Consider the following 23,106-nt stretch of genomic DNA (forward strand, 5'->3'; position numbering starts at 1 on the left):
GCTTTTCAAGTACAAAAAGATTACCAAAAGCAACAGAGTTTGTCGTCTTTGGTAATCTTTCCGTTACTATTCATTTTTTTCATTGGAGACTAGTCTTGTTTCGTATTCATCGCTTACTGTAGGATTTCGAAGATTTCAAGTGTTGTCATATCAATATCATCGAATTGATACTTATTTTTATCTCCGTAAATTTCAATTTCATAAGAATTTGAAGCGTGGAAATATCGTACTTCACACAACGGCTCTCCATCTTTTTCGAATCTTCGCGATTGCGTATCCGACGTGTCATCCTCTTGCATTGCTTGTAAACGTTGAATAATTCCCAATAACTGAGACATTGTACATTCTCCTCTCTATTCAACCACCGATTATCATTTGTTTTAAACCGTACTAACAGATTTTATCGCACCTTACACCTATTTAGCAAGCGTTCTGTAAAATTTATAATAAACAAATAATTCTCGACTCCTTATTACTGCTTTCCTCCAATCCTATTCCTTGAAACCTATTTTCTCTCCAAAAAACAAAAAAAACCGCAAAATCAAGGTCACAATCCTCGTTTCACGGTTTACCTCGAAACTATATATCCAACTTAAAACCTCAGCGTGGCGGCAAATGCTGAATCAACCTTGTTTCTTATTTATATTCGTATCCAGCATCATTTTCACTGAACGCATAATTGTTTTTTGACGATGAAAGCCTTTCACGCATACTGTTTGCTCATTCAGGGTTGTGTAAACTTCGCCCCAGGAACCAACTGGATTAAAACCATATACATGCAATTTCAACATCCCGTCTTTTGTCGGGAAATAAAATGATTCAACTTTGCCTGCTTTATTCAATTTCCATCAAGCCCCTTCCAAAACGTTAACATCACCTTCTAATTGAAAATGATTATCATTATTAATAGTATACTCGAATTTTTAGCAGAATACAAGTCATCTTGAAAAAAAGTTGTTCGATAATTCAAGAAATGTTGCATAATTGAACAAAACAGGCAAAATCGCCGACACATTTACGATTTTTTTGATTTTTTTCGCCATTTTCCCTTTTTTCTCCACGCATTTTCCGTTATAATTAGTTATAACTGGAAAGGAGGGATACAATGAATTATGCGAGCAAAAAAATTGCTGAAGCGATCTTTATCGTAAATCGTCATAGCAAAGCCGCAATCGATCCGCGCTACCTTTATCAATTGAAGAAAGCAGCGATTGAGAAACTAATACAAGAAGGCCACGCGAAAAAGCTCGGTCTACAATTTTCAAACAATCCGAAAAAGTCCTACCAACATTCTAATCTTCTTATTGATTGCCACGGTTTTCTGTTTCATCTTCCACCGCAAAAACAAGATATGAAAGACTTACCACACCTCGGGATTATGCAGCCTATTAAAACAACGAATCAAGTTAGAATGTCTCTATCACACGCTAAATCAACACTCGAGAACTACACTGGCGTGAAGCCAGATCCTCTCAAAAAATCCGCGTTTTATGAGAATGCCTCCCCATATTTCCGCTAAGCTAAGAATTGGATTCTAACCGTGATAAATTGGCGTCAAGCAAGCGCTATGTATTACCCGAAAAGATAATTTTGGTGTTATAGAAAGGGAGTCTATCCATGTCAAAACAGTTAAGACAGTCTGTTCAAGAAATTGAAATTAGTGGTATTCGGAAATTTAATACCCGTGTTGCTGGGATTCCAGATATGATTAAATTAACGCTTGGTGAGCCTGATTTCCCAACGCCTGAGCACGTGAAACAGGCTGCTATCGAAGCGATTAACAATGATTTTACAAATTATACGCCAAACGCTGGCACGCCAGAACTTTTAGAGGCAGCTTCTGTTTATTTTCGAGATAAATACGATTTGTCCTATAGTACGAGCGAAATTATTGTGACGGTTGGTGCGACAGAAGCGATTAATGTAGCGCTACAAACTATTTTAGAGGCTGGGGATGAGGTCTTGTTGCCGGATCCGATTTATCCTGGATATGAGCCTTTGATTCATTTGATGGAGGCTAAGGCTATCAAAATCGATACGACAGAGACGGCTTTCAAATTGACCGCGGAACAATTACGCGCAGCGATTACACCAAAAACGAAGGCGCTAATTTTGCCGTATCCTTCTAATCCTACTGGTGTTACGTTGACGCTTGAAGAGTTAGAGCAGATTGCGGAGGTTGTTCGCGAAACTGGTATTTTTGTTATTGCCGACGAGATTTATAGTGAACTGACTTTCTTTGGAACGCATATTTCGATTGCAACGATAATTCGTGACCAAACGATTGTCATTAATGGGCTTTCCAAATCTCACGCAATGATCGGTTGGCGCATCGGCTTTTTAATGGCTCCTGAAGCGATTGCAAGCCAAATGATTAAGGTTCACCAGTATTCCGTAACATGTGCCTCCTCAATCTCTCAGAAGGCGGCTGAAGAGGCGTTGCTACATGGTAAAGATGATGCCGTCCAAATGCGCACAGAATACAACACACGCGCCAGTTTTGTTCAAGATCGTCTCACCAAAATGGACTTTTCAATTATCGAGCCCGATGGAGCCTTCTACTTCTTTGCAAAACTACCCGATGCTGTTCTAGAAAATTCGTTTGATTGGGCCATTGAACTCGCAGAAGTGGCCAAAGTAGCCGTAGTTCCTGGATCTGCTTTCTCAGAAAAAGGCGACCGTTATTTCCGACTTTCTTTTGCCGCTTCGTTTAGCCAACTAGCCGAAGCAATGGATCGGATGCATACATTCATGGAAAAATACGCATAACAAAAGCTCTGTACATGACGCCATATTCCGCGTTACGCACAGAGCTTTTTGATTTATTTTTCGTAGTATTTAATCAATGTTTGTGTTCCATTTTCAGCAAATCCAGCCTCCGCCAATTGCTGATACATCTGTTCTGCCATGGTGAGCCCCGGTAGCTCAAGCCCCATTTGTTTTGCCTCATCCAACGCGATTCGCATATCTTTGATGAAATGCTTGATGAAGAACCCCGGCGAAAAATCATCTTGTAGCACCCTCGGAATCAAGTTCGATAACGACCAACTACCTGCCGCACCACCCGATATCGATGCCAAAACTTTTTCAGGATCCAGCCCCGCTTTTTTCGCGTATACAATCGCCTCCGTGACGCCAATCATGTTTGAAGCAATCGCGATTTGGTTCACCATTTTCGTATGCTGACCAGCCCCCGAACCGCCTTGCAAGATAACACTTTGCCCCATCGCTTTCAAAACCGGCTCGACTGCTGAAAAATCCTGCTCTTCCCCACCGACCATAATGGTAAGCGTTCCATTTTTCGCACCAATATCACCACCAGAAACAGGCGCATCAAGCACCGCAATCCCAGCCACCTTGCCCTCTTCCGCAATTTGTTTTGCAAGATTCGGCGAAGAAGTCGTCATGTCGATTGCAAAAGCCCCGGAACGAAGCGTCGCCAAGAACCCATCCTCCGCCAAATAAAGCTGCTCGACATCCGTTGGGTAACCGACCATCGTAATCAGCACATCCACATTCGGCGCCAAAGCTTGCGGCGTATCATACCAAATCGCACCAGCCTGAATAACCGCATCCGCCTTTGATTTAGTCCTCGTATAAATATGTACCTCAAAGCCAACCTTCATCAAATTCTGAATCATACTCGCGCCCATAACGCCAACACCCACAAAACCAATTTTCTTCATCCTAAAATTCCTCCTTAATCGATCACTTTGCCTATAGAACAAAGTTTACCTCTGGCTGAAGAAAAATGCAAATTGCAACGGCTGCGGTAAGGGGCATCATGATAGGTCTTACGAGTTCGTTTTTGCCATGCTCTAATCAGCCCTCTTCATGTCCAACACAAACAAAAAACCCGAGGAATCATCCCCGGGTATTCGTGTTTCCACGCAAATCATTTCTGATCCACCAAACTGTCAGCGGACCGACGCAGATGATCGTTTGTCGATTTGCTGACCCGATTACTCCGCTGTGTATTTATTGACCAAAGCCACAACGTCTTCTTCTGTCGCTTGTTGTAATGCTTCATCCGCTAATTTCGCCATTTCTGTACGATCTAAGCGTTTGATTAGAGAACGTGATTTAAGGATACTTGACGCGCTCATAGAGAACTCATCTAAGCCCATACCAAGTAGTAATGGTACAGCCGTTTGATCGCCAGCCATTTCGCCACACATACCAGCCCACTTGCCTTCTTTATGCGCTGCGTCGATTACCATCTTCACAAGGCGTAAAATAGAAGGATTATATGGTTGGTACAAGTAAGAAACCTGTTCGTTCATGCGGTCTGCCGCCATTGTATATTGGATTAAATCGTTTGTTCCGATACTAAAGAAATCAACTTCCTTCGCAAACTGATCCGCTAGAATCGCTGCTGCTGGAATTTCAATCATAATACCAAGTTCGATTGTGTCAGAAACTGCCACACCTTCTGCTAAAAGTTCTGCTTTCGCTTCTTCCAAAAGTGCTTTGGCTTGGCGGAATTCATTAACTGTAGCAATCATCGGGAACATGATTTTTAGATTGCCGTGAACACTTGCGCGCAATAAAGCACGTAATTGCGTACGGAATAAATCTTTATTCGCAAAACATAAACGAATCGCACGGAAACCAAGGAACGGATTCATTTCATGTGGTAAATCAAGGTACGGTAACGTTTTATCGCCACCAATATCGAGTGTACGAACAACGACAGCTTTTCCGTCCATACCAGAAAGTACGGCTTTATAAGCTTCATATTGCTCTTCTTCGGTTGGGAAGTTTTCGCGGCCCATGTACAAGAATTCTGTACGATAAAGTCCAACTGCTTCTCCACCATTCGCGATAACACCTGTCAAATCTTCTGGCGTACCAATGTTCGCGCCAAGTTCCACATGATGACCGTCTTTAGAAACCGTCGCTTCATTTTTCAATTTATCCCATTCTGCTTGTTGTGCTGCAAAATCAGATTTAATTTTTTCGTAATGAGCGATTTGTTCTGCTGTTGGCTCGATGATAACATTACCTTCTAAGCCATCAACAATAATAATTTGGTTCTCTTTCGTGTCATGCGTGATTTCACCAGTTCCTACAACAGCAGGAATTTCAAGTGAACGCGCCATGATTGCCGAATGAGAAGTACGTCCGCCGATATCTGTTACAAAACCTTTAACAAATTTACGGTTCAATTGCGCTGTATCAGAAGGTGTCAAGTCTTTAGCAACTACAACAACTTCCTCATCAATAAGCGCTGGATTTGGAATCGTTACATTTAAAAGGTGAGACAAAATACGCTTACGAACATCACGAATATCAGCAGCACGCTCGCGCATGTACTCATTATCCATTGATTCAAACATACCGATAAACATATCTGTCGTTTCTTGCAACGCCGATTCAGCGTTTACTTTATTATTGGTAATATTTTCAGAGATTGGTGTAATTAGTTCAGGATCATTTAAAACCAAAAGATGCGCATCAAAAATTTGAGCCTTATCTTCGCCTAAGCTTTCTTTCGCGATGTCGCGAATCTTCTCAAGCTCCGATCCAGAAACTGCAACTGCATCCTGAAAACGTTTAACTTCAGCCTCTGTATCAGCAACTTCCGTTTTGTCAAAAGACAAGTCTGGTTCCACTAATAAATAAGCTTTCGCGATAGCGATACCATCGGATGCTGCGATACCTTTTAATTCCTTAACCATTACTCAGCCAAGCCTTCTTTTTTAAGCACTTCTGTTAAGCCAACGATTGCGTCTTTTTCGTCGCTACCTTCAGCGTAAATTGTGATGTCAGCGCCTTTACCAATACCTAAAGACATAACGCCCATGATTGATTTCAGGTTAACTTTTTTGCCAGTGTACTCAATTTGTACATCTGAGCTGTATTTGCTTGCCGCTTGAACTAAAAGAGTTGCTGGGCGTGCGTGGATTCCTGTTTCATCGATTACTACAAAGCTTGCTTGTTCCATAATTTACATTCTCCTTCATATAAGAAATTTTATTGTGACTCTTCTCACTAAAAATAAATTCAGCAAAAAAAGACTATCCCTCAATTAAAAAGATTACCATGTTTTCGCACCTTGCACAACTATTTGGTGCAAATTTATTATGAAATGACGTATTTTCTTTAAAAACGCTATCATTTAGTGGTAAACGTGACCAATTTCAGACATTTTCACAACGCTTACAAGGTCTTTCATTTGCATTCCCACCATCTTTCAGGCAAAATGGAGACAAAGTTTTATATTTAGTGAATTGCTTTTATTAACGTTTCTATGAATCGGGAGTGATAAACATGGCAAAAGCACAAGTAGGAGACATTATCGAGTTCAAAGATGGCCTGACAGGTGTCGTTGAGAAAATAAATGAAAACTCTGTCATTGTAGACCTAACATTAATGGAAAATTTCAAAAATCTAGCTATTGAAGAAAAAACAGTGGTGAATCACAAAAAGTACAAAATTATCCATTCGATAAGCGACGAAAAATAAAATAGTAATATAAAAATAATGAGATGTACCATGCTCAGATAACACTGACTTATGTATCTCCACAACCCTTTTGCACAAAGGTCTATAATTCCATTTCGAAATGGTTCATTGTATTCCTTCGTGTTTTTTTGTGCCAAAACTGCTAATTGGAGTGAACAACCATGTCAAAAAAAATTATTATCATCGGCGCCGGTCCAGGTGGATTAGCCGCTGCCATGCAACTCACTGAACAAGGCCATAATGTACATATTTATGAAAAAGCTGCTGAGATTGGCGGGCGCACAGCACTTTTAAAGCAAGATGGGTTCTCTTTTGATTTAGGACCTACCGCTTTAAATATGCCAAACGTGTTGACCGCTTTATTCGCAGACTGCAACCGCAACATTCAGGACTATATCAAACTCGTTTCCTTAGATCCACTATATAGCCTCTATATAGAAGACATTATTTTTAGCCCCACTTCTGATCAAGATAGAACGAAAAAAGAAATCGCTCGTCTATTCCCAGGTGAAGAAGAGCATTACGACCGTTTTATGCACGACAATGCCAAGAAAATGATTTACCTACTCCCTTTATGGCAAGAACCGTTCACATCTCTTTGGTCCCTATTTCGCCTGCGTACATTGCGTGCGCTTCCAAGTCTTACTCTTGGCAACCATTTAATCGATGAACTCGCTAAATACTTTGAAGATAAACGACTGCGCCTAGCTTTTTCATTTGAAACGAAATTTTTAGGGATGTCGCCTTGGGAAACACCTGGTGCTTTTTCCGTTATACCGTTTGCCGAGCATTATTTTGGCATTTTTCACATTGTCGGTGGCATCAATCGTCTTTCTTATGCGATGAGCGAAATTATGCAGGAAAATGGCGGTAAAATTCATCTAAATCAACGCGTCCAACAAATAAATACCGCTTCAAAAAAAATCACCTCTATTACACTCGAAAGCGGCGAAATAGTGGAGGGTGATTACTTCTTTCTAAATGCAGATTTCGCTTATACGATGAGCCATCTTTTCTCCAAAACAAAAGCTCCTGTCAATCTAAAAAAATTAGACAAAAAAAGATATTCCTGTTCCGGCTTTGTCATGTATATCGGTTTAGATACAACACTTCCGCTGAACGTTCATACCGTCCTATTTCCGAGTGATTTCCGTATTCATATGGACGAAATTATGCGTCAAGGGATCATTCCCGACGATTTATCTATCCATATCACTTATCCTGTCGCAGTTGATAAAACGGTAGCTCCAAAAGATATGTCAACACTACGCATCCTAGTTCCCGTTCCTAACAATGATAACAATATTGATTGGGAAAAAGAGCGTCCCGCCATGCGCCAGCTTATTTTAAAAACCATGGAGCAGAAACTCGATTTGGTAGATTTAGAGTCCCATATCCTCACTGAAAAAATTATCACACCACATGATTGGGAAAAAGACTATCATATTTATAAAGGAGCCATTTTCAACTTAACACATCAGCTTTCACAATTAGGTCCGTTTCGCCCGAACAAAATACCAGCTATCAAGAATATGAAAATCGTAGGTGGCGCGGCACATCCTGCCAATAGCCTCCCATTCATCCTAGAAAGCGCAAATATTGTCGTCCGCCAATTCAATAAAGAAATCACTAAGAACTAAAAAACTGTTGCGCTTAACTCACGCAACAGTTTTTTTCTGTTTATCGCTTTCTAGACTAAAATAATAACAAGCAGTAAATATGATATTCCCTATCAGTGTCACTAGTAAAATACTCCATAATCCCATAAAATAACCTAACACGAGGAAGAATGAAAGTACAATCCAATAAACAAGGACAAGTTCTGATTTTAGCATTGGGAAATGTAGTTTTCCCCATTGATCCGTTAAACTAAGCATGAAGTAAATCATCAAGTGGAGGATAAGCCCTAACATCCACCAATTCGCGGCATCCGTCATTTGAATAATAGTCAATGTTGAACTATCTAGTGCGGATTGCTTCACTTGCATAGCCACTGGTTCTATCAGCATCTCGAACACCATCACCATCGTCGCCGCGATAACCGCGTAAATCCCTCCACGAATCCAATCTATTCTAATTTTCAACGTTATTTCCCGGGAAATAACATGCGTTCCAACAATCAGAACTAACCAAATAAATCCAAATGCAACAGGTATTCCATTGATAACAAGTCCAAAATCCGTCGTGACATCGCTCGCCTGGCCAGCATTAGTGAGGCTCGTCTGCATCCATTCAATACTCGTACTAACAGCAAAGACTAATATCGTAATCGCCGAGCCAAGTCCCTTACCATATTGTAAAATTAAAAATATAACTGCGAAAATACCTGAAACAATAAAGAACAAAGCGTGGATCTCAGTTAAGCGAAGTGGCAGTACATTGAGAACAATCAATATTACTGCCACGAAAAAGAGCGCCATATAGAGCCAAACGAAAAATCGAAATCTTTTTTCTATCATGAAAGCAATCAACTCCTATCTCCTAATTATAAATGATTTCAGCAAAACTACAATCAATTACAAAAAAACATACATTTAAAAGAGTTCCTTGTTGCTAAATATCTTCTTTTCTATTAAAGTATTCATAGATGGTAATGGAGTAAAGAGGTGTAAAAATTGAAAAGCAGCAAGATTGATTATCGCCTTTATTTAGGCATCTTATTAGCAGCTGGATTAATGTACGTCACATTTGAATATGCTTCTGTATTTTGGTACTTATACGGAGCATCCATGCTATTTCTTATTAGTTGGGTTGTATTAAATGATGAATTAAAAAAACAATTTTCAATCCTAAAAAATATAATTCCAGGCATTTTTAGTGGCATTATCCTTTATATCTTATTTTATATCGGAGCGCTACTACTGAAATTTATTCCAGGTAATTTCGATGCACTTGTTGCTAAAGGATATGGAAAATATGAACCGGAATCACTACTCATTTGGCTTTTACTTGTTATCGCCATTGTTCCAGGAGAAGAAATTTTCTGGCGTGGTTTTGTACTAAAACGATTAGAGCATGACTTAATTCCGTGGGTTGCTGTTTTGATAATGGCCACTTTAAACGGTGCATTGATGTTGTTCAGTGGCAATTTCATTATTGCTTTAGCAGCATCATTAGCCTCTGTATACTGGGGATTTATTTACGTCAAGCGTCCAAGTTTATCGCTCTTAATCATTTCGCATTTAACGTTTAATTTATTATTATTACTAATCTTACCAATCTATTAACTAGTACGAAACATAGTATTTCGAAATAAAGAAACTGATAAAAACTCACAATAAAGCAAAATCGTCCTCCCATTTCTTTGGGTAGGACGAAAAACTCTGCTTTACACAAATCGAGCGAAAGCGTTTGTATTCAGGGAGTTTGGTGGAAGCCGGAAGCGGAGCATACTCGTGTATGTGAGAACCGGAAGTCCGCCAAACTCCCTGAATGCGAGCGCTTTTCGCCGATTTACCTAGGTTATGAGCTAAAATCCTCATTTTATTTATCGTGGACTTCTACGCGCCCGTCTGAAAAGCCTATTACAATGGATGAAGCGTAGTTTAAGAATAACCCATTCTCTACAACGCCTGGTAGATTATTTAGCCAATCATTCAGAGCTTCTGGTTGCGTTATTTCTTTCATTTGTAAGTCTAGAATATAGTTCTGGCTGTCTGTTAAATAAATGCTACCATCTTCATGATGACGCAATATTGGGTTATAGCCTTTCGCTTCCAACTGACGTTCTACTTGCTTATATCCAAACGGGACCACTTCGACGGGCAACGGAAATGCTCCGAGTGTCGCGACGACTTTATCTTCGCCAACAACCCAGATACTTTTTTTCGATGCATGGGCTACTAGTTTTTCAAATAAAAGAGCCCCGCCACCGCCTTTTATGCCTCGAAATGCTGCGTCTACTTCATCAGCTCCATCAATGGTCAAATCAATTTCCGTGATGTCGTTCAAGTCCATTAAAGGAATATTTCGCTCCAATGCCAGCTTCTCAGTAGCTTTGGAAGTAACCACACCCGTTACATTTAAACCATCCGCCACTCGATCACCTAATTTTTGGATCATGTAATATGCTGTTGATCCTGTTCCTAACCCTACAACCATACCATCTTGAATATACTCACATGCTTTTTCTCCCGCAATTTGCTTGCTATTCACTACTGCCAGCCCCCTCAAAAAAATTCATACTCCCTTCATTATATAGAATTTCCAATGATTCGCATAGCAGTATCCGATATTCCTCTAAATAATAATATTACAAGTCGACATATTGCAGTATTTAAATACCGATTAAAAGGTACAAAAGACCTTTAATTGGAAAAAGAAAACTTTTTAAAAAAATTCACAAAAAGTTCATAATTACAGCTCCGAACCTAGCCGAATCGGCTTTGTATCGCTATTATTTTACTTAACTAATATCCAAGTGTGTTTTTTTATACTTTTAAAATAGTTTTTTCATCTATAATTCGTTCCGAAAAAGCTATTTTTGGCTCTCCTGTAGCTCCCCTCGCACAACCTTACAAAAATGTAATTGGACATTTCGAGATAAATGCGTTACATTATATAAATGCATGACACCCTATTTTAACAATTGTAATACTAAAGAAACATAAGAGGTGATTTACGACATGAAGAAATGGAAAGCGGCGATGTTCCATCCAACGGCTATTTTTATCTGGAAAACGTTATTTTATCTAGTTGTTTTACTTGGTTTGCTCTGGTTCTATGGCTTCAAAAACCCGAATGATACCACATTTATTTATAATGAATTTTAAAAAGAAAAGAGGCGATTACGAATGAGTGTATCTTTTTTCACCACTTCGATTAATGAACGTATTGATGAATGGGCTCTTAAGACACCGAATAAATCTTGTTATGATTACAATGACGAGTCACTGACATACCGTGAACTGAAGGAGCAGTCAGACGCATTAGCAGTCTTTTTATTGCAAGAACTGGAGGATGATTTTGCACCTATCTTAGTTTATGGTCATATGGATGCTTCACAAATTGTTACCTTCCTTGCTTGTTCTAAAGCTGGTCGTGCGTATGTTCCAATCGACGTGTCTATGCCTACTGATCGTATCAAACAGATTACAGAAGTCGCGCAACCAAGCGTTATTCTTTGTACAGCTGATTTACCAGTAGAAGCAAAAGTCGCAGAAACAAGTATCATTGATTCAGAACAATTGCAGGAAATTATCGCGCGTCATGAAGGGCAAGCACCAGACTATTCAAACTTTGTGAAGGCAGAAGATAATTATTATATCATCTTCACATCGGGGAGCACAGGGGTTCCAAAAGGCGTGCAGATCTGTCATAACAATCTCGTTAGCTTTACGAATTGGATACTCCAAGATTTTCAGATTCAAGAAGGTGCTCGTTTCCTCAATCAAGCGCCCTACTCGTTTGACTTGTCTGTTATGGATCTTTATCCGTGTTTACTTGCCGGTGGGACGCTTGTACCGCTAGATAAGACAGTTAGCGCCAACTTGAAGAGTTTGTATGAAGCCATTCCAAGTTTAGAAGTAAATGTTTGGGTTTCTACGCCTTCTTTTGTTGATATCTGCTTGATGGACAAGAACTTTAATGGAGAAAACAACCCATCTATTACACACTTCCTATTTTGTGGGGAAGTTCTGACTAAGGAAACAGCACAAATGCTCCTTAATCGTTTCCCAGAAGCCACTGTTTACAACACCTATGGACCAACTGAGGCAACCGTTGCTGTAACAAATGTAGTCATCGATGAAAGTAATGCCAACACATATCCTAGTCTGCCTCTTGGGCGCATTAAGCCTGATACGAGACTTGCTATCTTAGATGAAGATGGCTTGCCTGTTCCAAATGGTGAAAAAGGTGAAATCGTCCTGATTGGCCCAAGTGTTTCGAAAGGTTATCTAAATGAACCGGAGAAAACAAATGCTGTTTTCTATAAAGACGAGCCATTTCAAGCTTACAAAACTGGTGATTGTGGCACGATTATTGATGGTATGCTCTTTTTCCAAGGGCGGCTTGATTTCCAGATTAAACTTCACGGATATCGCATCGAACTTGAAGATATTGAAAATAATTTAAAAGAAGTAAGCTATATTCGCTCTTGTATTGTCGTTCCAAAAATGCGCGAGGGAAAAGTGGATAGTTTAGTTGCCTTCGTGGTTCCTTCCGATCATGATTTTGAGAAGGAGTACAAACTAAGCGCGGCTATCAAAAAAGAACTCGCAGAATCGATGCCTAGCTACATGATTCCACGTAAATGGGTATATAAAGAAGAACTCCCACTAACGATGAATGGCAAAATTGACCGCAAGCAGCTTTCCAGTGAGGTGAACAAATGACAACGCCATACGGATCAATACTCTATTTTGCAGTATTGTTCGCCTTTTTAGCACCGATTGTGATTGCTGGCTTACTCGGTAAAAGAATGCCTGTTTACAATGCTTTTATGACATTGGTCTTCATTTATATGATGTTTGCTAGCAACACAATTCAAGCTATTGCTTTGATTGTATTCGTATTTTGGCAATTAGCGCTCGTAAGACTTTACTTTAATTACCGGCAAAAAAGCAATCATGGTGGCATTTTCGTAGTTGCGCTCATTCTTTCCATCTTGCCACTCTTCATTGTAAAAGCACAGCCGTTACTCGCAGCGAACACAACAATGATTGGTTTTCTCGGGATATCGTACTTAACTTTTAAAGCTGCGCAAATGATTATGGAGACGCGTGATGGCCTGATTAAAGAGTTGAATTCGTGGGATTTCATTAACTTCCTACTGTTCTTCCCGACGCTATCATCTGGCCCTATCGATCGTTTCCGTCGCTTTAAAAAAGAAGCCGACTCACCTATAGATCCTGATAAATATGCAAATTTACTTAATCGTGGTATTTTCCTTATTTTCTTAGGTTTTCTATACAAATTCATTATCGCTTATGTGATTCAAACGAATGCGATAACTGGTCTTGAGTATAACCTCCATCATCACGTTCAATTTGGCTGGAGCTTAGTTGGTTATATGTATGCCTACAGTATGTATTTATTTTTTGATTTCGCGGGCTACAGTGCTTTTGCGGTTGGGGTTAGTTACTTGATGGGTGTGCAGACGCCGATGAACTTTAACAAACCATTCGCAAGTCGCAACATTAAAGAGTTCTGGAACCGCTGGCACATGACGCTATCTTTCTGGTTCCGCGATTTCGTCTTTATGCGTCTGGTTTTCTGGATGACAAAGAAGAAGTTTTTCAAAAGCAAGTTTACCGTGGCTTACATCGCCTATTTCGTGAATTTTTTAATCATGGGTATGTGGCACGGACTTCATTGGTATTACATCGTTTACGGGCTTTATCAGGCGGTATTAATTGTCGGATTCGACCTCTTCGAACGTTGGAATAAGAAAAAGAAATTCTATCCTAAAAATAAAGTCACCAACGTGATTGGTATTGTGATTACATTCCAATTCGTCTGCTTTGGCTTCCTGATTTTCTCAGGTATTTTTGACAAAATTAGTTTTTAAATAAAATGATAAGGTGGTAAAATATTATGGCATTTCGCGAAGACGTATTAGAAATTTTAGAAGAGATTACAGAATCAGAGGAAGTTGTGGAAAACACATCGGTGAATCTGTTTGATGAAGGATTATTGGATTCGATGGCAACTGTTCAATTATTAATAGAGGTAGAATCACGCTTAGGCATCACTGTTCCTGTTTCAGAATTTGACCGTGACGAGTGGGCAACACCAGATCAAATCATCACTAAACTTGAGGAATTAAAATGAAAAAGAAACTTTGGATGACATTTGGGCCTTTGCTTATTGCAGGGGCTGTGTTCTTATTCATCCTGTTCGGCCCAAGCTCGATCTTTGGCGGTGTTTCAACTAGTACCGTCAAAAAAAGCGCTACTTCTATGAATCCAGCTGTCGTGCAAGGTGTTGCCATTCAACAAAAAATGCTTGCGACAGATAAAACATATGTACCTATTTTCGGTTCCTCGGAGTTATCACGTGTGGATCGATTCCATCCAAATGTCTTTACAGAGAAATACAATCGTGGCTATACGCCATTTCTTATTGGTCGTCCTGGCACACAGTCTCTTTCGCACTACTTAGATATTAAAGCGATGGGCAGTGAACTAAAGGGAAAGAAAGTCGTATTTGTACTATCACCACAATGGTTCCAACCAGCTGGCGTCGATGATGGTCACTTCGGTGGTAATTTCTCGCCACTTCAAGCGTATAAATTTGCGTTGTCAGATGAACATCCTACTGCTGAAAGAAGATATGCAGCACGTAGATTACTGAGTTACAAAGTCGTTAAAAATGATACCACTTTGGCGGCATTGCTTGAAAATATCGCATCTCCTGGACCAAAAACGGAGGTGGATACATTTACAAAAACGGCAGCTGTAACGCAATTGAAGATTTTGCAACGAAAAGATGATTTAGATTCGAAGTTTATTCAAGGTTCTCGTGAAGAAAAAGTACAGAAGAACTTGAAGTTACTTCCTGATACATTGGATTATACAAAATTAGATGAATTGGCGACAAAAATGGGTGAAGAAAAAGTCGGTCCGAATCCATTTTTTATCAAAGATTCTTACTACAAGAAGAAATTAGAGCCTACCATTAATCAATTAAAGGATAGTCGCACGAATTTAAGTTATGATGAGTCGCCTGAATATAGTGATTTACAGCTTGTCATGGATGCTTTTAAAGAGGTCGGTGCAGATGTTCTTTTCATCAATCCTCCTGTGAATGGGCCTTGGTATGACTATATTGGTGCTTCTCGTGAGAAATTGCAGAAGTACTATGATAAATCTGGGAAACAGGTAACAGAGCAAGGCTTCCACTACTATGATATGTCGAGTTACAGTGATACGCCTTATTTCTTGGAGGACACGATTCATTTATCTTGGCGGGGTTGGGTTGCGATTGATAAGCAAATAGATCAATTTATGAATGACAAAGCCAAACCTGAGTATGAGAAAACGCCAAAACAGTTTTATTTCAATCAGATTCTCCCTCCCAAAAAGGAAGATAATAAGTAATAAAATAAGGATGTAGATAACGTATCAGATACGCCGTCTACATCCTTATTTATTATTATTCTACTGTAACACTTTTTGCAAGGTTACGCGGTTTGTCTACATCGCAACCACGGTGAAGCGCTGCATAGTAGGCAAGTAATTGACATGGTACAACGCTCGCGAGTGGTGTTAGGAGCTCGTGAACTTTTGGAATCACGAATTGGTCGCCTGGTTGATTCACGCCTTCCATCGACAGGATACAAGCGTTGGCGCCGCGTGCTAGTACTTCTTTTACATTACCGCGGATATTCCAGTTGATGTTTTCTTGGGTGATGAGAGCAAGAACTGGTGTGCCGTCTTCAATTAAGGCAATCGTTCCGTGCTTCAGCTCACCACTTGCAAAACCTTCTGCTTGAATATACGAGATTTCTTTTAGTTTCAGCGCAGCTTCCATGGCTACGAAATAATCGATATGGCGGCCAAGGAAAAAGGCGTTGCGTGTCGTTGCTAGATATTCTCCGGCTATATGCTCAATCATTTCTTTACTGTCCACTAGCGTTTCCATCGCGTTTGCGACAATGCCTAGTTCTACAATTAAGTCGAAATCTTTTGCTATACTCAGACCCTTCTCACGGCCTACAACAGTCGCTAAAATGGATAGAGCTGCTATTTGTGCTGTGTAGGCTTTTGTGGACGCTACAGCGATTTCTGGGCCTGCGTGCAAGTACATCGTGTTGTCTGCTTCGCGGTCCAATGTGGAACCTGGTACATTTGTGATTGTAAGTGAACGGTAGCCTAGTTCTTTAATTTTCACCAAAACTTGACGGCTGTCTGCTGTTTCACCACTTTGCGTAATAAAAATGAATAATGGCTTTTTAGTTAAAAGTGGCATGTTGTAGCCAAATTCACTAGAAACGTGAACTTCGACGGGTACTTCTGCTAATTTTTCGATTAGATTTTTGCCGACGAGTCCTGCGTGATAGCTCGTTCCGCATGCAACGATATGGATGCGATCTGTGTCTAGTAATTCTTTGACAATCGTCGGATTCACGGTTACATCACCAGCTTCATTTTGGTACGCTTGAATAATTTTACGAATAACGGCCGGTTGCTCATCTGTTTCTTTTAGCATGTAATGTGGATATGTTCCTTTTTCGATGTCGGATGCGTCGAGTTCAGCTGTGTAAGCTTTGCGCTCGATTTCTTCGCCATTCAATGTCTCAATTGTTACGCCATCACGTTTTACAAGTACAATTTCTTCATCCATGATTTCGACAAATTGATTGGTTTCGCGAATAACTGCCATCGCATCACTCGCAATCACGTTGAAATCTTTGCCTTTTCCGATGAGAAGTGGACTTTTATTTTTCGCGGCATAGAGTGTTTCATTGTCTGTCTTATCAATCAAACAAATAGCGTACGATCCGTGAAGCAAGCTGAGCGTTTTCTTGAATGCTTCTTTCGTTGTCATGCCTTGATTCGCAAACATTTCGATGAGTAAAACAATGACCTCTGTATCCGTGTCACTTTTAAAGCTAGCATCGGCTAGATATTGATCTGTTAGCAGTGAATAGTTCTCGATAACGCCGTTGTGAACGATCGTGTAGCGCCCGGACTTGCTTTGATGTGGATGCGCATTGGCATGGCTCGGCTTCCCGTGTGTCGCCCAACGTGTATGCCCAATTCCCATCTCACCGAAAGCGTCGGCTGGTACTTCTGAACGTAAATCTGCAATACGGCCTTTTTCTTTCGCTACTAGTACACCAGTTGGTGATTGAAGTGCAATCCCCGCTGAGTCATAGCCACGATATTCTAATTTTTCTAGTCCTTCTAATAAAACTTCTTTCGCATTCTTCTTCCCAATAAATCCTACAATTCCGCACATAATAAAATCCTCCATTTGAGGGCAGACTTATCCTGTATGCAAGCCCTCTATATTTTTGAAAAAGGGCAGACTATTCCGCTGTCTGTATTCCTTTCGCGTTTCCATGGAGATAAAACATGTTCCTTTCCACTCTGTTCACCAAGTCACCTTGATGGTTTGTAGCAAAGGCTTCACGATTGCATGCGCAACCGAGGGACTCCCGCCGAATTTTCGATTAATCCCTTCCTCGTCAACTAAAGACATACCCCTAGTTCTGGCGCTTCTATTCAATTGTGAGCGATCCTCCTTTTTTAATTTTTCTAGGAAACAAAATTATCATACCTCAAAGTTGTATAGTTCGTCAAGCCTTATATAATGTACCAATTTCATAATTGGTATAGCTGTTGACAAAAACAGGCTTTTATTTGATAATGGATAAGAAGCGTCATTTGCTAGGAACGGTAAGGCTTTAGCAATGACATCATATAGAAATTTTGACCAATAAAATGGGAGGTTAACTACATGAAATTTTTTCAGAAAATACTTGCTGGGTTTACAACGCTTTTTGTTGCATGGGCGATTTTTTGGAAGTTTGGTTCGGTGCAGACGGTGAATGCGGTCAATATGAATGGGTTACCAAGCACTGGCGATAGCTTTTCGATTTGGACGATTGTGATTGGTGGTATCTTGATTATCGCTGCGATTGTGTTGCTTTTACGGAAAAAATGGTAAGAAAAAAGAAATTCGGGACCTGGATTAGGCTTCGAATTTCTTTTTTTGTGTTGCGATAATGAGAAATACGCTGGCAAAGATGCCGAGTGTGCCGATGATTAGTTTCAGCGCGACGATCGTATTTTCGTCTTGACCGATTTGAGAGCCGATTTGAGAACCGATTTTGCGTAGCAACTGCTCTAGCCATAGGTATTCTGTGAGAAAGTTGAACGAAAGGCCGAGTAGTGGTGCTGTGATGAATGCATTTGGTTTTCTAAATCCGAATATAGTGGCTAATAGGAAGAAAAATGCAATTCCGATTCCTAAATAAGCGTCAAATGGTGTCGTGAAGAAAAATTCTTCGCCGGATAGAACAATGACGGCTAATGTGATCGAGACGCCTAAACCAAGTATTGCGAAAAACACGCCTGCCCAGCGCCACTTTTTTTGCCAATCGGTAGCAATAACTGCTGGTTTTTCTGGTGTCTTGATGAAGAGATACGCGATTCCGATTAGCGCGACTAGGAGTGTGATGAGGCGAGAATAGTCTATCAAGCCCAATTCTCCGTTTTTGATCCATGGTTCGAATTGATTTTGCCATAACATCCAACTTTGAAAAACGCTATACCCTAGTAAAATTAGCAAATTGGCGAGTAGTATTGTTTTTTCTAGTAATGTTAGTATGCCAAAAATGATTAATAGGATGGTTAAACTAAGCGTTACCCACAATATCCAATTGGGTTTGAAATCTGAGCCGTTTATTGCCCAGCTGTATAGAAAACTACTGAAATTAGGAAGCAATGTTGCTCCTAAAAATAACATGATAAATCCATTGTCTTGTCTTTTCATTCTTCAACTCCTTTAAAGCAGGTTCATTTTTTTGCCGTCAACGATATATTCAAGCTCTGATAGACGCCAGAATTCTTCTTCTTTGTACACATAACGATAGGTTGCGTTGAATACGTAATCGTCTGTGGTACCAATTCGGAAGCCTGGATTTTCGAAGGTAAAACGTTGAATAATGCCAATTTCCGGTTCAATCATGCCAATATCGTCTTTTCCAGCATCGAAATAAGGCGTTCCAATCGTTCTGCCGCCAACTGTGATGTTAAAGGAAAACACGACTTTTTGCACTTGGACGTCTAGAAAATTAGCGAGGACAATGTTGAAATGAATGTTATCCTCTGTAATCTCTAACCCAAATGGGAATAGCTCCACTTCCCAGCGTGCATCTCGGTTTTCATTTAGCTGTTCTACGATTTGCTCGCTCATTGAAATATCTTCTACTGACGGAAAAGTGCTTACCATTTCTCTTTTCTGCAAATCATAAAGTGACCAATTTAGTTCCATAGTAGTTCCCTCCATAAAAAATACCCTTTTTACTAGTGTACCAGAAAAAACGATTTTGAACGATTAAAATATCAGGAAAGCGGTGAAAATATCTTTTTATCAAAAAGGTATTGTAGTGTTTCAGAATGCCACGGTCTTCCGAAGACACGCTTGCTGACGAAATACTGGGCGCGTTCGATTTGGCCTTCTTCATTTTCGGCCTCCATCGATAATTTATGTACGAAACGTTTTTTATCGAGACGGATAGCTCGAATTTTGTCTTTTGGTAGGAAGAACATTTGCGTTTCGGACTTGCTGACGATGGAGAAGGAGAACGTGATTAACCCAACTTCTGTGAACACGAGTACGAGACTGTGTCTGGTGCGCATCGATGGGCCGGCGTACATGAGTCGGTGGTAGTTGGTCGACATGCCGTTGTCCGCTAAGTATTGATCTACTTCTGTTTTGATTTGATCTTTCATTGCCATATGTGATTCACCTCTCCTTTATTTTACCACATATTTAAAAAGCTGGGCACGGTGAAATTGCCCAGCTCAGTCCTTATATCATTCTTTCTGCTTGTGAAGCGATGTTTTTTGCAGTGAGTCCGTAAAATTCTTGGAGATATGGCATCAAGCCGACTTGTCCGAATTGCTCGCGTACGCCAACCCGATACAGTGGAACGGGGCCATTTTCTCCGAGAAATTCTGCTACAGCGCTTCCGAGTCCACCATTAACATTGTGATTTTCTGCGGTGATGACGCGACCTGTTTTTTGGACGGATTGTAGTAGGGTTTCGCCGTCTAGTGGTTTGATGGAAAACATGTCGATGACTTCTGCTGAAATTCCTGATGCTTTTAGAATTTCAGCGGCCTTCAAGCTCTCCGCAACCATGATTCCCGTGGCGCAAATCGTAATGTCTGTGCCTTCTTGCAAAATTTGCGCTTTTTCAAATGTTGTATTTTCATCGTAGAGTTGCGTCGCATTTTTGCGGATGGTTCGGATGTAGTGCAGACCGCCCTGTTTGTAGGCATTTTCGAGGAGCCAGGCGAATTGAATCGCGTCGCTTGCCTCGTAAACGCGAGCATTCGGGACTTCGCGCATCAAACCAATATCTTCAAAAGTCATGTGCGTGCCGCCGTTATGTTCTGCGGTAACACCTGCATCCGAGCCAACAATGACCGCCGAAAGCTGCGCATAGCCTAGCGATACGAAAACTTGATCAAAAGCACGGCGCGTTACGAATTGACCAAAAGAATGAATGAACGGCTTGCGACCAAGAACGCTAAGTCCTGCCGCGACGCCCATCATGTTCGCCTCCATAATCCCAACGTTTACATACTGACCTGGCAGCTCATCTTTCAATTTTCCAGTAGCTATCGCGCTACTCAAATCAGCCTCCAGCGCAATCACATTTGGATCCGCCGCTGCCAATTTGCGAATCGTGTCCGCATAAACTTGGCGCATCTCTATTTGGTCTTTTTCATATGTGAGCGTCATTGTGCCACCCCTTCCAAATCATTTTCTAATGCCAAAATCGCATCGTCAATCGCCTGCTTATCCGTGTCATCAGGACGCAAATGATGATTGTCCGCCTTCTCCTCGATATGCGTCACGCCCTGCCCCTTCACCGTATCCAGCACAATCGCGTGCGGCTTTCCAGAACTCCTTTTTGCCGTCTGAATCGCTTCATCAATCGCCTGCGTCGAAGCACCATTCACCGTCACCGCACGGAATCCAAACGCCGCCATCTTCGCCTCCAAATCAAGCGGATCAATAATGTCCGCCGTCAAGCCATCCAGCTGCTTCTTGTTATCATCAATCAACACAATCATGCGGTCCAGCCGGTGGTGCCCAATAAACTGAAACGCCTCCCAGCACTGACCCTCATTCAGCTCGCCGTCCCCGACAATCGCATACGTATAATTCTCGCGTCCAGCCAACATATTCCCAAAAGCGATTCCCGAAGCCACCGAAATCCCCTGTCCAAGCGATCCCGTCGTCATCTCCACACCCGGCGTCAAGTTCCGATCCGGATGCGACGGCAAGCGCGTCCCGTTCTGGTTCAACGTATACAGCTCCTCCTCCGCGAAAAATCCCTTCAAAAACAGCGTCGCATAAAGAGCCGGCCCACCGTGCCCCTTCGACAAAACGAAATAATCACGATTCGGATCATCCGGTTTCTTCGGGTCCACTGCCAAATGCTTGCCGTAAATCACCGCCAGCGCCTCCACAATCGATAAACTCCCGCCAAAGTGTCCGAACCCAAGCGCCCGCAATTCCTTCAACGTATGCATCCGTATCTGCTTCGCCGCCACATCCAAATTTTCAGCCAACATCACGCTTCCTCCTCAATAGCTTTCCGTTTTTTCCGTTTCACACTAAGCCCAAACATCACGGCTAGAATCACAATCAAGCTCACCACAATCGCAATCGTCCCGCCATGATTCGCGAGCACTCCGAAGAAAATCCCACTCACGCCAAAATCAGTATCCGAGAACGTTGAATTCGCAAAACCGAGATTTCCAAGCACTGGCATCAAGAAAACAGGCAAAAAACTAATCAAAATCCCGTTCACAAACGCCCCGAGAACCGCGCCTCGCACGCCACCCGTTGCATTCCCAAACACACCAGCCGCCGCTCCCGTGAAGAAATGCGGCACAACGCCAGGCAAAATAATCACGCCGCCCGTAAACGTCATAACCACCATACTCACAATCCCGCCGGCAAAACTCGAGAAGAACCCAATCAACACAGCGTTCGGCGCATACGGATAAATAATCGGCACATCAAGCGCAGGTTTTGCATTCGGCACCAAACGCTCCGAAATCCCTTTAAACGCCGGCACAATCTCCGCCAACACCAACCGCACGCCAGATAAAATAATAAACACACCAGCCGCAAAAGTCCCCGCTTGAATCATCGCAAACACAATATAATTCGTGCCCGCGCTCAAGTTCGCCTCCACATAACTAGGTCCAGCAAACAGCGCCACGACCACATAAATCACCATCATCGTCAGCGCAATACTCACCGTACTGTCCCGCAAAAATCCTAACCCCTTCGGAAAATTGATTTTCTCCGTTGATTTCGGATTTTTCCCAGCGACCGCCTTACCGACAAGTCCACTCACCGCATAACCGACCACGCTAAAATGGCCCAGCGCCACATTGTCATTCCCCGTCAAAATTCGCATAAATGGCTGCACAATCGCCGGAGATAGCGACATGATAATGCCAAGCGCCACAGCCCCCGCCATGATCAGCGGAACTGACGTAAAGCCTGCCACCGTCATGATTACCGCCAACATACATGCCATATAAAGCGTATGATGCCCCGTCAAAAAGATATATTTAAACTTCGTGAACCGCGCAATCAAAATGTTGACCATCATCCCGAAAAACATAATTAACGCTGTATTCGTCCCGTAATCCGTCAGCGCAATCGCCACAATCGCTTCATTATTCGGCACGACACCCGTCACATGAAAAGCCGCCTTAAACATTTCTCCAAATGGCGCGAGCGCAGCCGACAAGATCCCAGCCCCCGCCGAAATCACGAGGAATCCAACAAACGTTTTCGTCGTTCCTTTTAACGTGTCCGATAATTTTTTCCGTTGCGCAATCAAGCCGATTAACGCAATCAGCGCCACCAGAATCGCCGGCTGACTCATAATATCTACTAACACTTTTAGAAAATCACTCATATCTCTTA

25 protein-coding genes are annotated in these 23,106 nt (G+C 41.5%); 11 read left to right on the plus strand and 14 right to left on the minus strand.

Annotated features, from left to right (window positions below; translation table 11 throughout):
• Window positions 1-113: 113 nt before the first annotated feature.
• Together HCJ66_RS10435 and HCJ66_RS10440 are read right to left on the minus strand one after the other, a co-directional pair.
• The gene (locus HCJ66_RS10435) at window positions 114-338 is read right to left on the minus strand and encodes a YkuJ family protein (RefSeq protein WP_181677280.1); all 225 of its coding nucleotides are present in this window, start codon (window positions 336-338) and stop codon (window positions 114-116) included.
• Between the two features lie 285 nt (window positions 339-623).
• Entirely contained in the window at window positions 624-842 is a 219-nt protein-coding gene (locus HCJ66_RS10440) for a hypothetical protein (protein ID WP_187133070.1), read from the minus strand.
• Window positions 843-1,105: 263 nt separating this feature from the next.
• Between HCJ66_RS10440 and HCJ66_RS10445 the strand changes: the two genes are divergently transcribed.
• The gene (locus tag HCJ66_RS10445; RefSeq protein ID WP_181677282.1) at window positions 1,106-1,519 is read left to right on the plus strand and encodes a YkyB family protein; all 414 of its coding nucleotides are present in this window, start codon (window positions 1,106-1,108) and stop codon (window positions 1,517-1,519) included.
• A 98-nt stretch (window positions 1,520-1,617) separates the two neighbouring features.
• Complete coding sequence (locus HCJ66_RS10450; RefSeq protein ID WP_187133071.1) at window positions 1,618-2,769, plus strand: aminotransferase class I/II-fold pyridoxal phosphate-dependent enzyme; 1,152 nt, start codon at window positions 1,618-1,620, stop codon at window positions 2,767-2,769.
• 53 nt (window positions 2,770-2,822) lie between these two features.
• On the opposite strand, the gene HCJ66_RS10455 is transcribed toward HCJ66_RS10450, so the two are convergent.
• The 3 genes from HCJ66_RS10455 to HCJ66_RS10465 all read right to left on the minus strand — a co-directional run bounded on the left by HCJ66_RS10455 (window position 2,823) and on the right by HCJ66_RS10465 (window position 5,947).
• Complete coding sequence (locus tag HCJ66_RS10455; RefSeq protein WP_281384412.1) at window positions 2,823-3,728, minus strand: NAD(P)-dependent oxidoreductase; 906 nt, start codon at window positions 3,726-3,728, stop codon at window positions 2,823-2,825.
• Window positions 3,729-3,962: 234 nt separating this feature from the next.
• Complete coding sequence (gene ptsP / locus HCJ66_RS10460) at window positions 3,963-5,681, minus strand: phosphoenolpyruvate--protein phosphotransferase (RefSeq protein WP_187133073.1); 1,719 nt, start codon at window positions 5,679-5,681, stop codon at window positions 3,963-3,965.
• On the minus strand, window positions 5,681-5,947 hold the full coding sequence (locus HCJ66_RS10465; protein ID WP_036058844.1) for a phosphocarrier protein HPr: 267 nt from the start codon (window positions 5,945-5,947) through the stop codon (window positions 5,681-5,683). Before HCJ66_RS10465 ends, ptsP begins: the two co-directional genes overlap by 1 nt.
• Window positions 5,948-6,273: 326 nt before the next feature.
• On the opposite strand from HCJ66_RS10465, the gene HCJ66_RS10470 reads away from it, so the two are divergent.
• Together HCJ66_RS10470 and HCJ66_RS10475 are read left to right on the plus strand one after the other, a co-directional pair.
• Window positions 6,274-6,468 carry a YkvS family protein gene (locus HCJ66_RS10470; RefSeq protein ID WP_181677286.1) on the plus strand — a complete coding sequence of 65 codons (195 nt, stop codon included), beginning with the start codon at window positions 6,274-6,276 and terminating at the stop codon, window positions 6,466-6,468.
• A gap of 161 nt (window positions 6,469-6,629) precedes the next feature.
• Window positions 6,630-8,108, plus strand: a complete 1,479-nt coding sequence (locus HCJ66_RS10475; RefSeq protein WP_187133074.1) for a phytoene desaturase family protein — start codon at window positions 6,630-6,632, stop codon at window positions 8,106-8,108.
• 18 nt (window positions 8,109-8,126) lie between these two features.
• Here HCJ66_RS10475 and HCJ66_RS10480 read toward each other — a convergent pair whose 3' ends face one another.
• On the minus strand, window positions 8,127-8,927 hold the full coding sequence (locus HCJ66_RS10480) for a DUF422 domain-containing protein (RefSeq protein ID WP_187133075.1): 801 nt from the start codon (window positions 8,925-8,927) through the stop codon (window positions 8,127-8,129).
• A 156-nt stretch (window positions 8,928-9,083) separates the two neighbouring features.
• Here HCJ66_RS10480 and HCJ66_RS10485 point away from each other — a divergent pair, with 156 nt between their 5' ends.
• On the plus strand, window positions 9,084-9,695 hold the full coding sequence (locus HCJ66_RS10485; RefSeq protein WP_187133076.1) for a CPBP family intramembrane glutamic endopeptidase: 612 nt from the start codon (window positions 9,084-9,086) through the stop codon (window positions 9,693-9,695).
• A 256-nt stretch (window positions 9,696-9,951) separates the two neighbouring features.
• Here HCJ66_RS10485 and rpiA read toward each other — a convergent pair whose 3' ends face one another.
• Window positions 9,952-10,623 (minus strand): ribose-5-phosphate isomerase RpiA, encoded by a 672-nt coding sequence (rpiA, locus tag HCJ66_RS10490; RefSeq protein WP_187133077.1) that lies wholly within the window; start codon window positions 10,621-10,623, stop codon window positions 9,952-9,954.
• Between the two features lie 470 nt (window positions 10,624-11,093).
• Between rpiA and HCJ66_RS10495 the strand changes: the two genes are divergently transcribed.
• From HCJ66_RS10495 to dltD, 5 genes are read left to right on the plus strand one after another with little or no spacing between them, the layout of a single operon-like run.
• Complete coding sequence (locus HCJ66_RS10495; RefSeq protein ID WP_181677291.1) at window positions 11,094-11,240, plus strand: teichoic acid D-Ala incorporation-associated protein DltX; 147 nt, start codon at window positions 11,094-11,096, stop codon at window positions 11,238-11,240.
• Window positions 11,241-11,261: 21 nt separating this feature from the next.
• Complete coding sequence (gene dltA / locus HCJ66_RS10500) at window positions 11,262-12,803, plus strand: D-alanine--poly(phosphoribitol) ligase subunit DltA (RefSeq protein WP_187133078.1); 1,542 nt, start codon at window positions 11,262-11,264, stop codon at window positions 12,801-12,803.
• Window positions 12,800-13,978, plus strand: a complete 1,179-nt coding sequence (gene dltB, locus HCJ66_RS10505; protein ID WP_187133079.1) for a D-alanyl-lipoteichoic acid biosynthesis protein DltB — start codon at window positions 12,800-12,802, stop codon at window positions 13,976-13,978. Before dltA ends, dltB begins: the two co-directional genes overlap by 4 nt.
• Before the next feature lie 26 nt (window positions 13,979-14,004).
• Entirely contained in the window at window positions 14,005-14,241 is a 237-nt protein-coding gene (gene dltC, locus HCJ66_RS10510) for a D-alanine--poly(phosphoribitol) ligase subunit DltC (RefSeq protein WP_187133080.1), read from the plus strand.
• Complete coding sequence (gene dltD / locus HCJ66_RS10515; RefSeq protein WP_187133081.1) at window positions 14,238-15,509, plus strand: D-alanyl-lipoteichoic acid biosynthesis protein DltD; 1,272 nt, start codon at window positions 14,238-14,240, stop codon at window positions 15,507-15,509. The genes dltC and dltD overlap by 4 nt, the downstream gene beginning before the upstream one ends.
• A 55-nt stretch (window positions 15,510-15,564) precedes the next feature.
• Here the strand turns inward: dltD and glmS are convergent, their stop codons facing one another.
• Complete coding sequence (glmS, locus tag HCJ66_RS10520) at window positions 15,565-17,373, minus strand: glutamine--fructose-6-phosphate transaminase (isomerizing) (protein ID WP_187133082.1); 1,809 nt, start codon at window positions 17,371-17,373, stop codon at window positions 15,565-15,567.
• Between the two features lie 501 nt (window positions 17,374-17,874).
• Between glmS and HCJ66_RS10525 the strand changes: the two genes are divergently transcribed.
• Window positions 17,875-18,084, plus strand: a complete 210-nt coding sequence (locus tag HCJ66_RS10525; protein WP_181675926.1) for an LPXTG cell wall anchor domain-containing protein — start codon at window positions 17,875-17,877, stop codon at window positions 18,082-18,084.
• Window positions 18,085-18,108: 24 nt separating this feature from the next.
• On the opposite strand, the gene HCJ66_RS10530 is transcribed toward HCJ66_RS10525, so the two are convergent.
• From HCJ66_RS10530 to ulaA, 6 genes are all read right to left on the minus strand, one after another.
• The gene (locus HCJ66_RS10530; RefSeq protein ID WP_187133083.1) at window positions 18,109-18,912 is read right to left on the minus strand and encodes a hypothetical protein; all 804 of its coding nucleotides are present in this window, start codon (window positions 18,910-18,912) and stop codon (window positions 18,109-18,111) included.
• Window positions 18,913-18,924: 12 nt separating this feature from the next.
• Window positions 18,925-19,413 carry a hypothetical protein gene (locus HCJ66_RS10535; protein ID WP_187133084.1) on the minus strand — a complete coding sequence of 163 codons (489 nt, stop codon included), beginning with the start codon at window positions 19,411-19,413 and terminating at the stop codon, window positions 18,925-18,927.
• A gap of 71 nt (window positions 19,414-19,484) precedes the next feature.
• Complete coding sequence (locus HCJ66_RS10540) at window positions 19,485-19,880, minus strand: hypothetical protein (protein ID WP_187133085.1); 396 nt, start codon at window positions 19,878-19,880, stop codon at window positions 19,485-19,487.
• Between the two features lie 73 nt (window positions 19,881-19,953).
• A complete protein-coding gene (locus HCJ66_RS10545; protein WP_187133086.1) occupies window positions 19,954-20,892 on the minus strand; it encodes a transketolase family protein in 939 nt (312 codons plus the stop codon).
• Window positions 20,889-21,731 (minus strand): transketolase, encoded by an 843-nt coding sequence (locus tag HCJ66_RS10550; protein ID WP_187133087.1) that lies wholly within the window; start codon window positions 21,729-21,731, stop codon window positions 20,889-20,891. Before HCJ66_RS10550 ends, HCJ66_RS10545 begins: the two co-directional genes overlap by 4 nt.
• Window positions 21,731-23,098 carry a PTS ascorbate transporter subunit IIC gene (gene ulaA, locus HCJ66_RS10555; protein ID WP_187133088.1) on the minus strand — a complete coding sequence of 456 codons (1,368 nt, stop codon included), beginning with the start codon at window positions 23,096-23,098 and terminating at the stop codon, window positions 21,731-21,733. The genes HCJ66_RS10550 and ulaA overlap by 1 nt, the downstream gene beginning before the upstream one ends.
• Window positions 23,099-23,106: the final 8 nt, after the last annotated feature.

It is taken from the genome of Paenilisteria portnoyi (genome assembly GCF_014322795.1).
In the GTDB taxonomy this organism is placed as follows: domain Bacteria; phylum Bacillota; class Bacilli; order Lactobacillales; family Listeriaceae; genus Listeria_A; species Listeria_A portnoyi.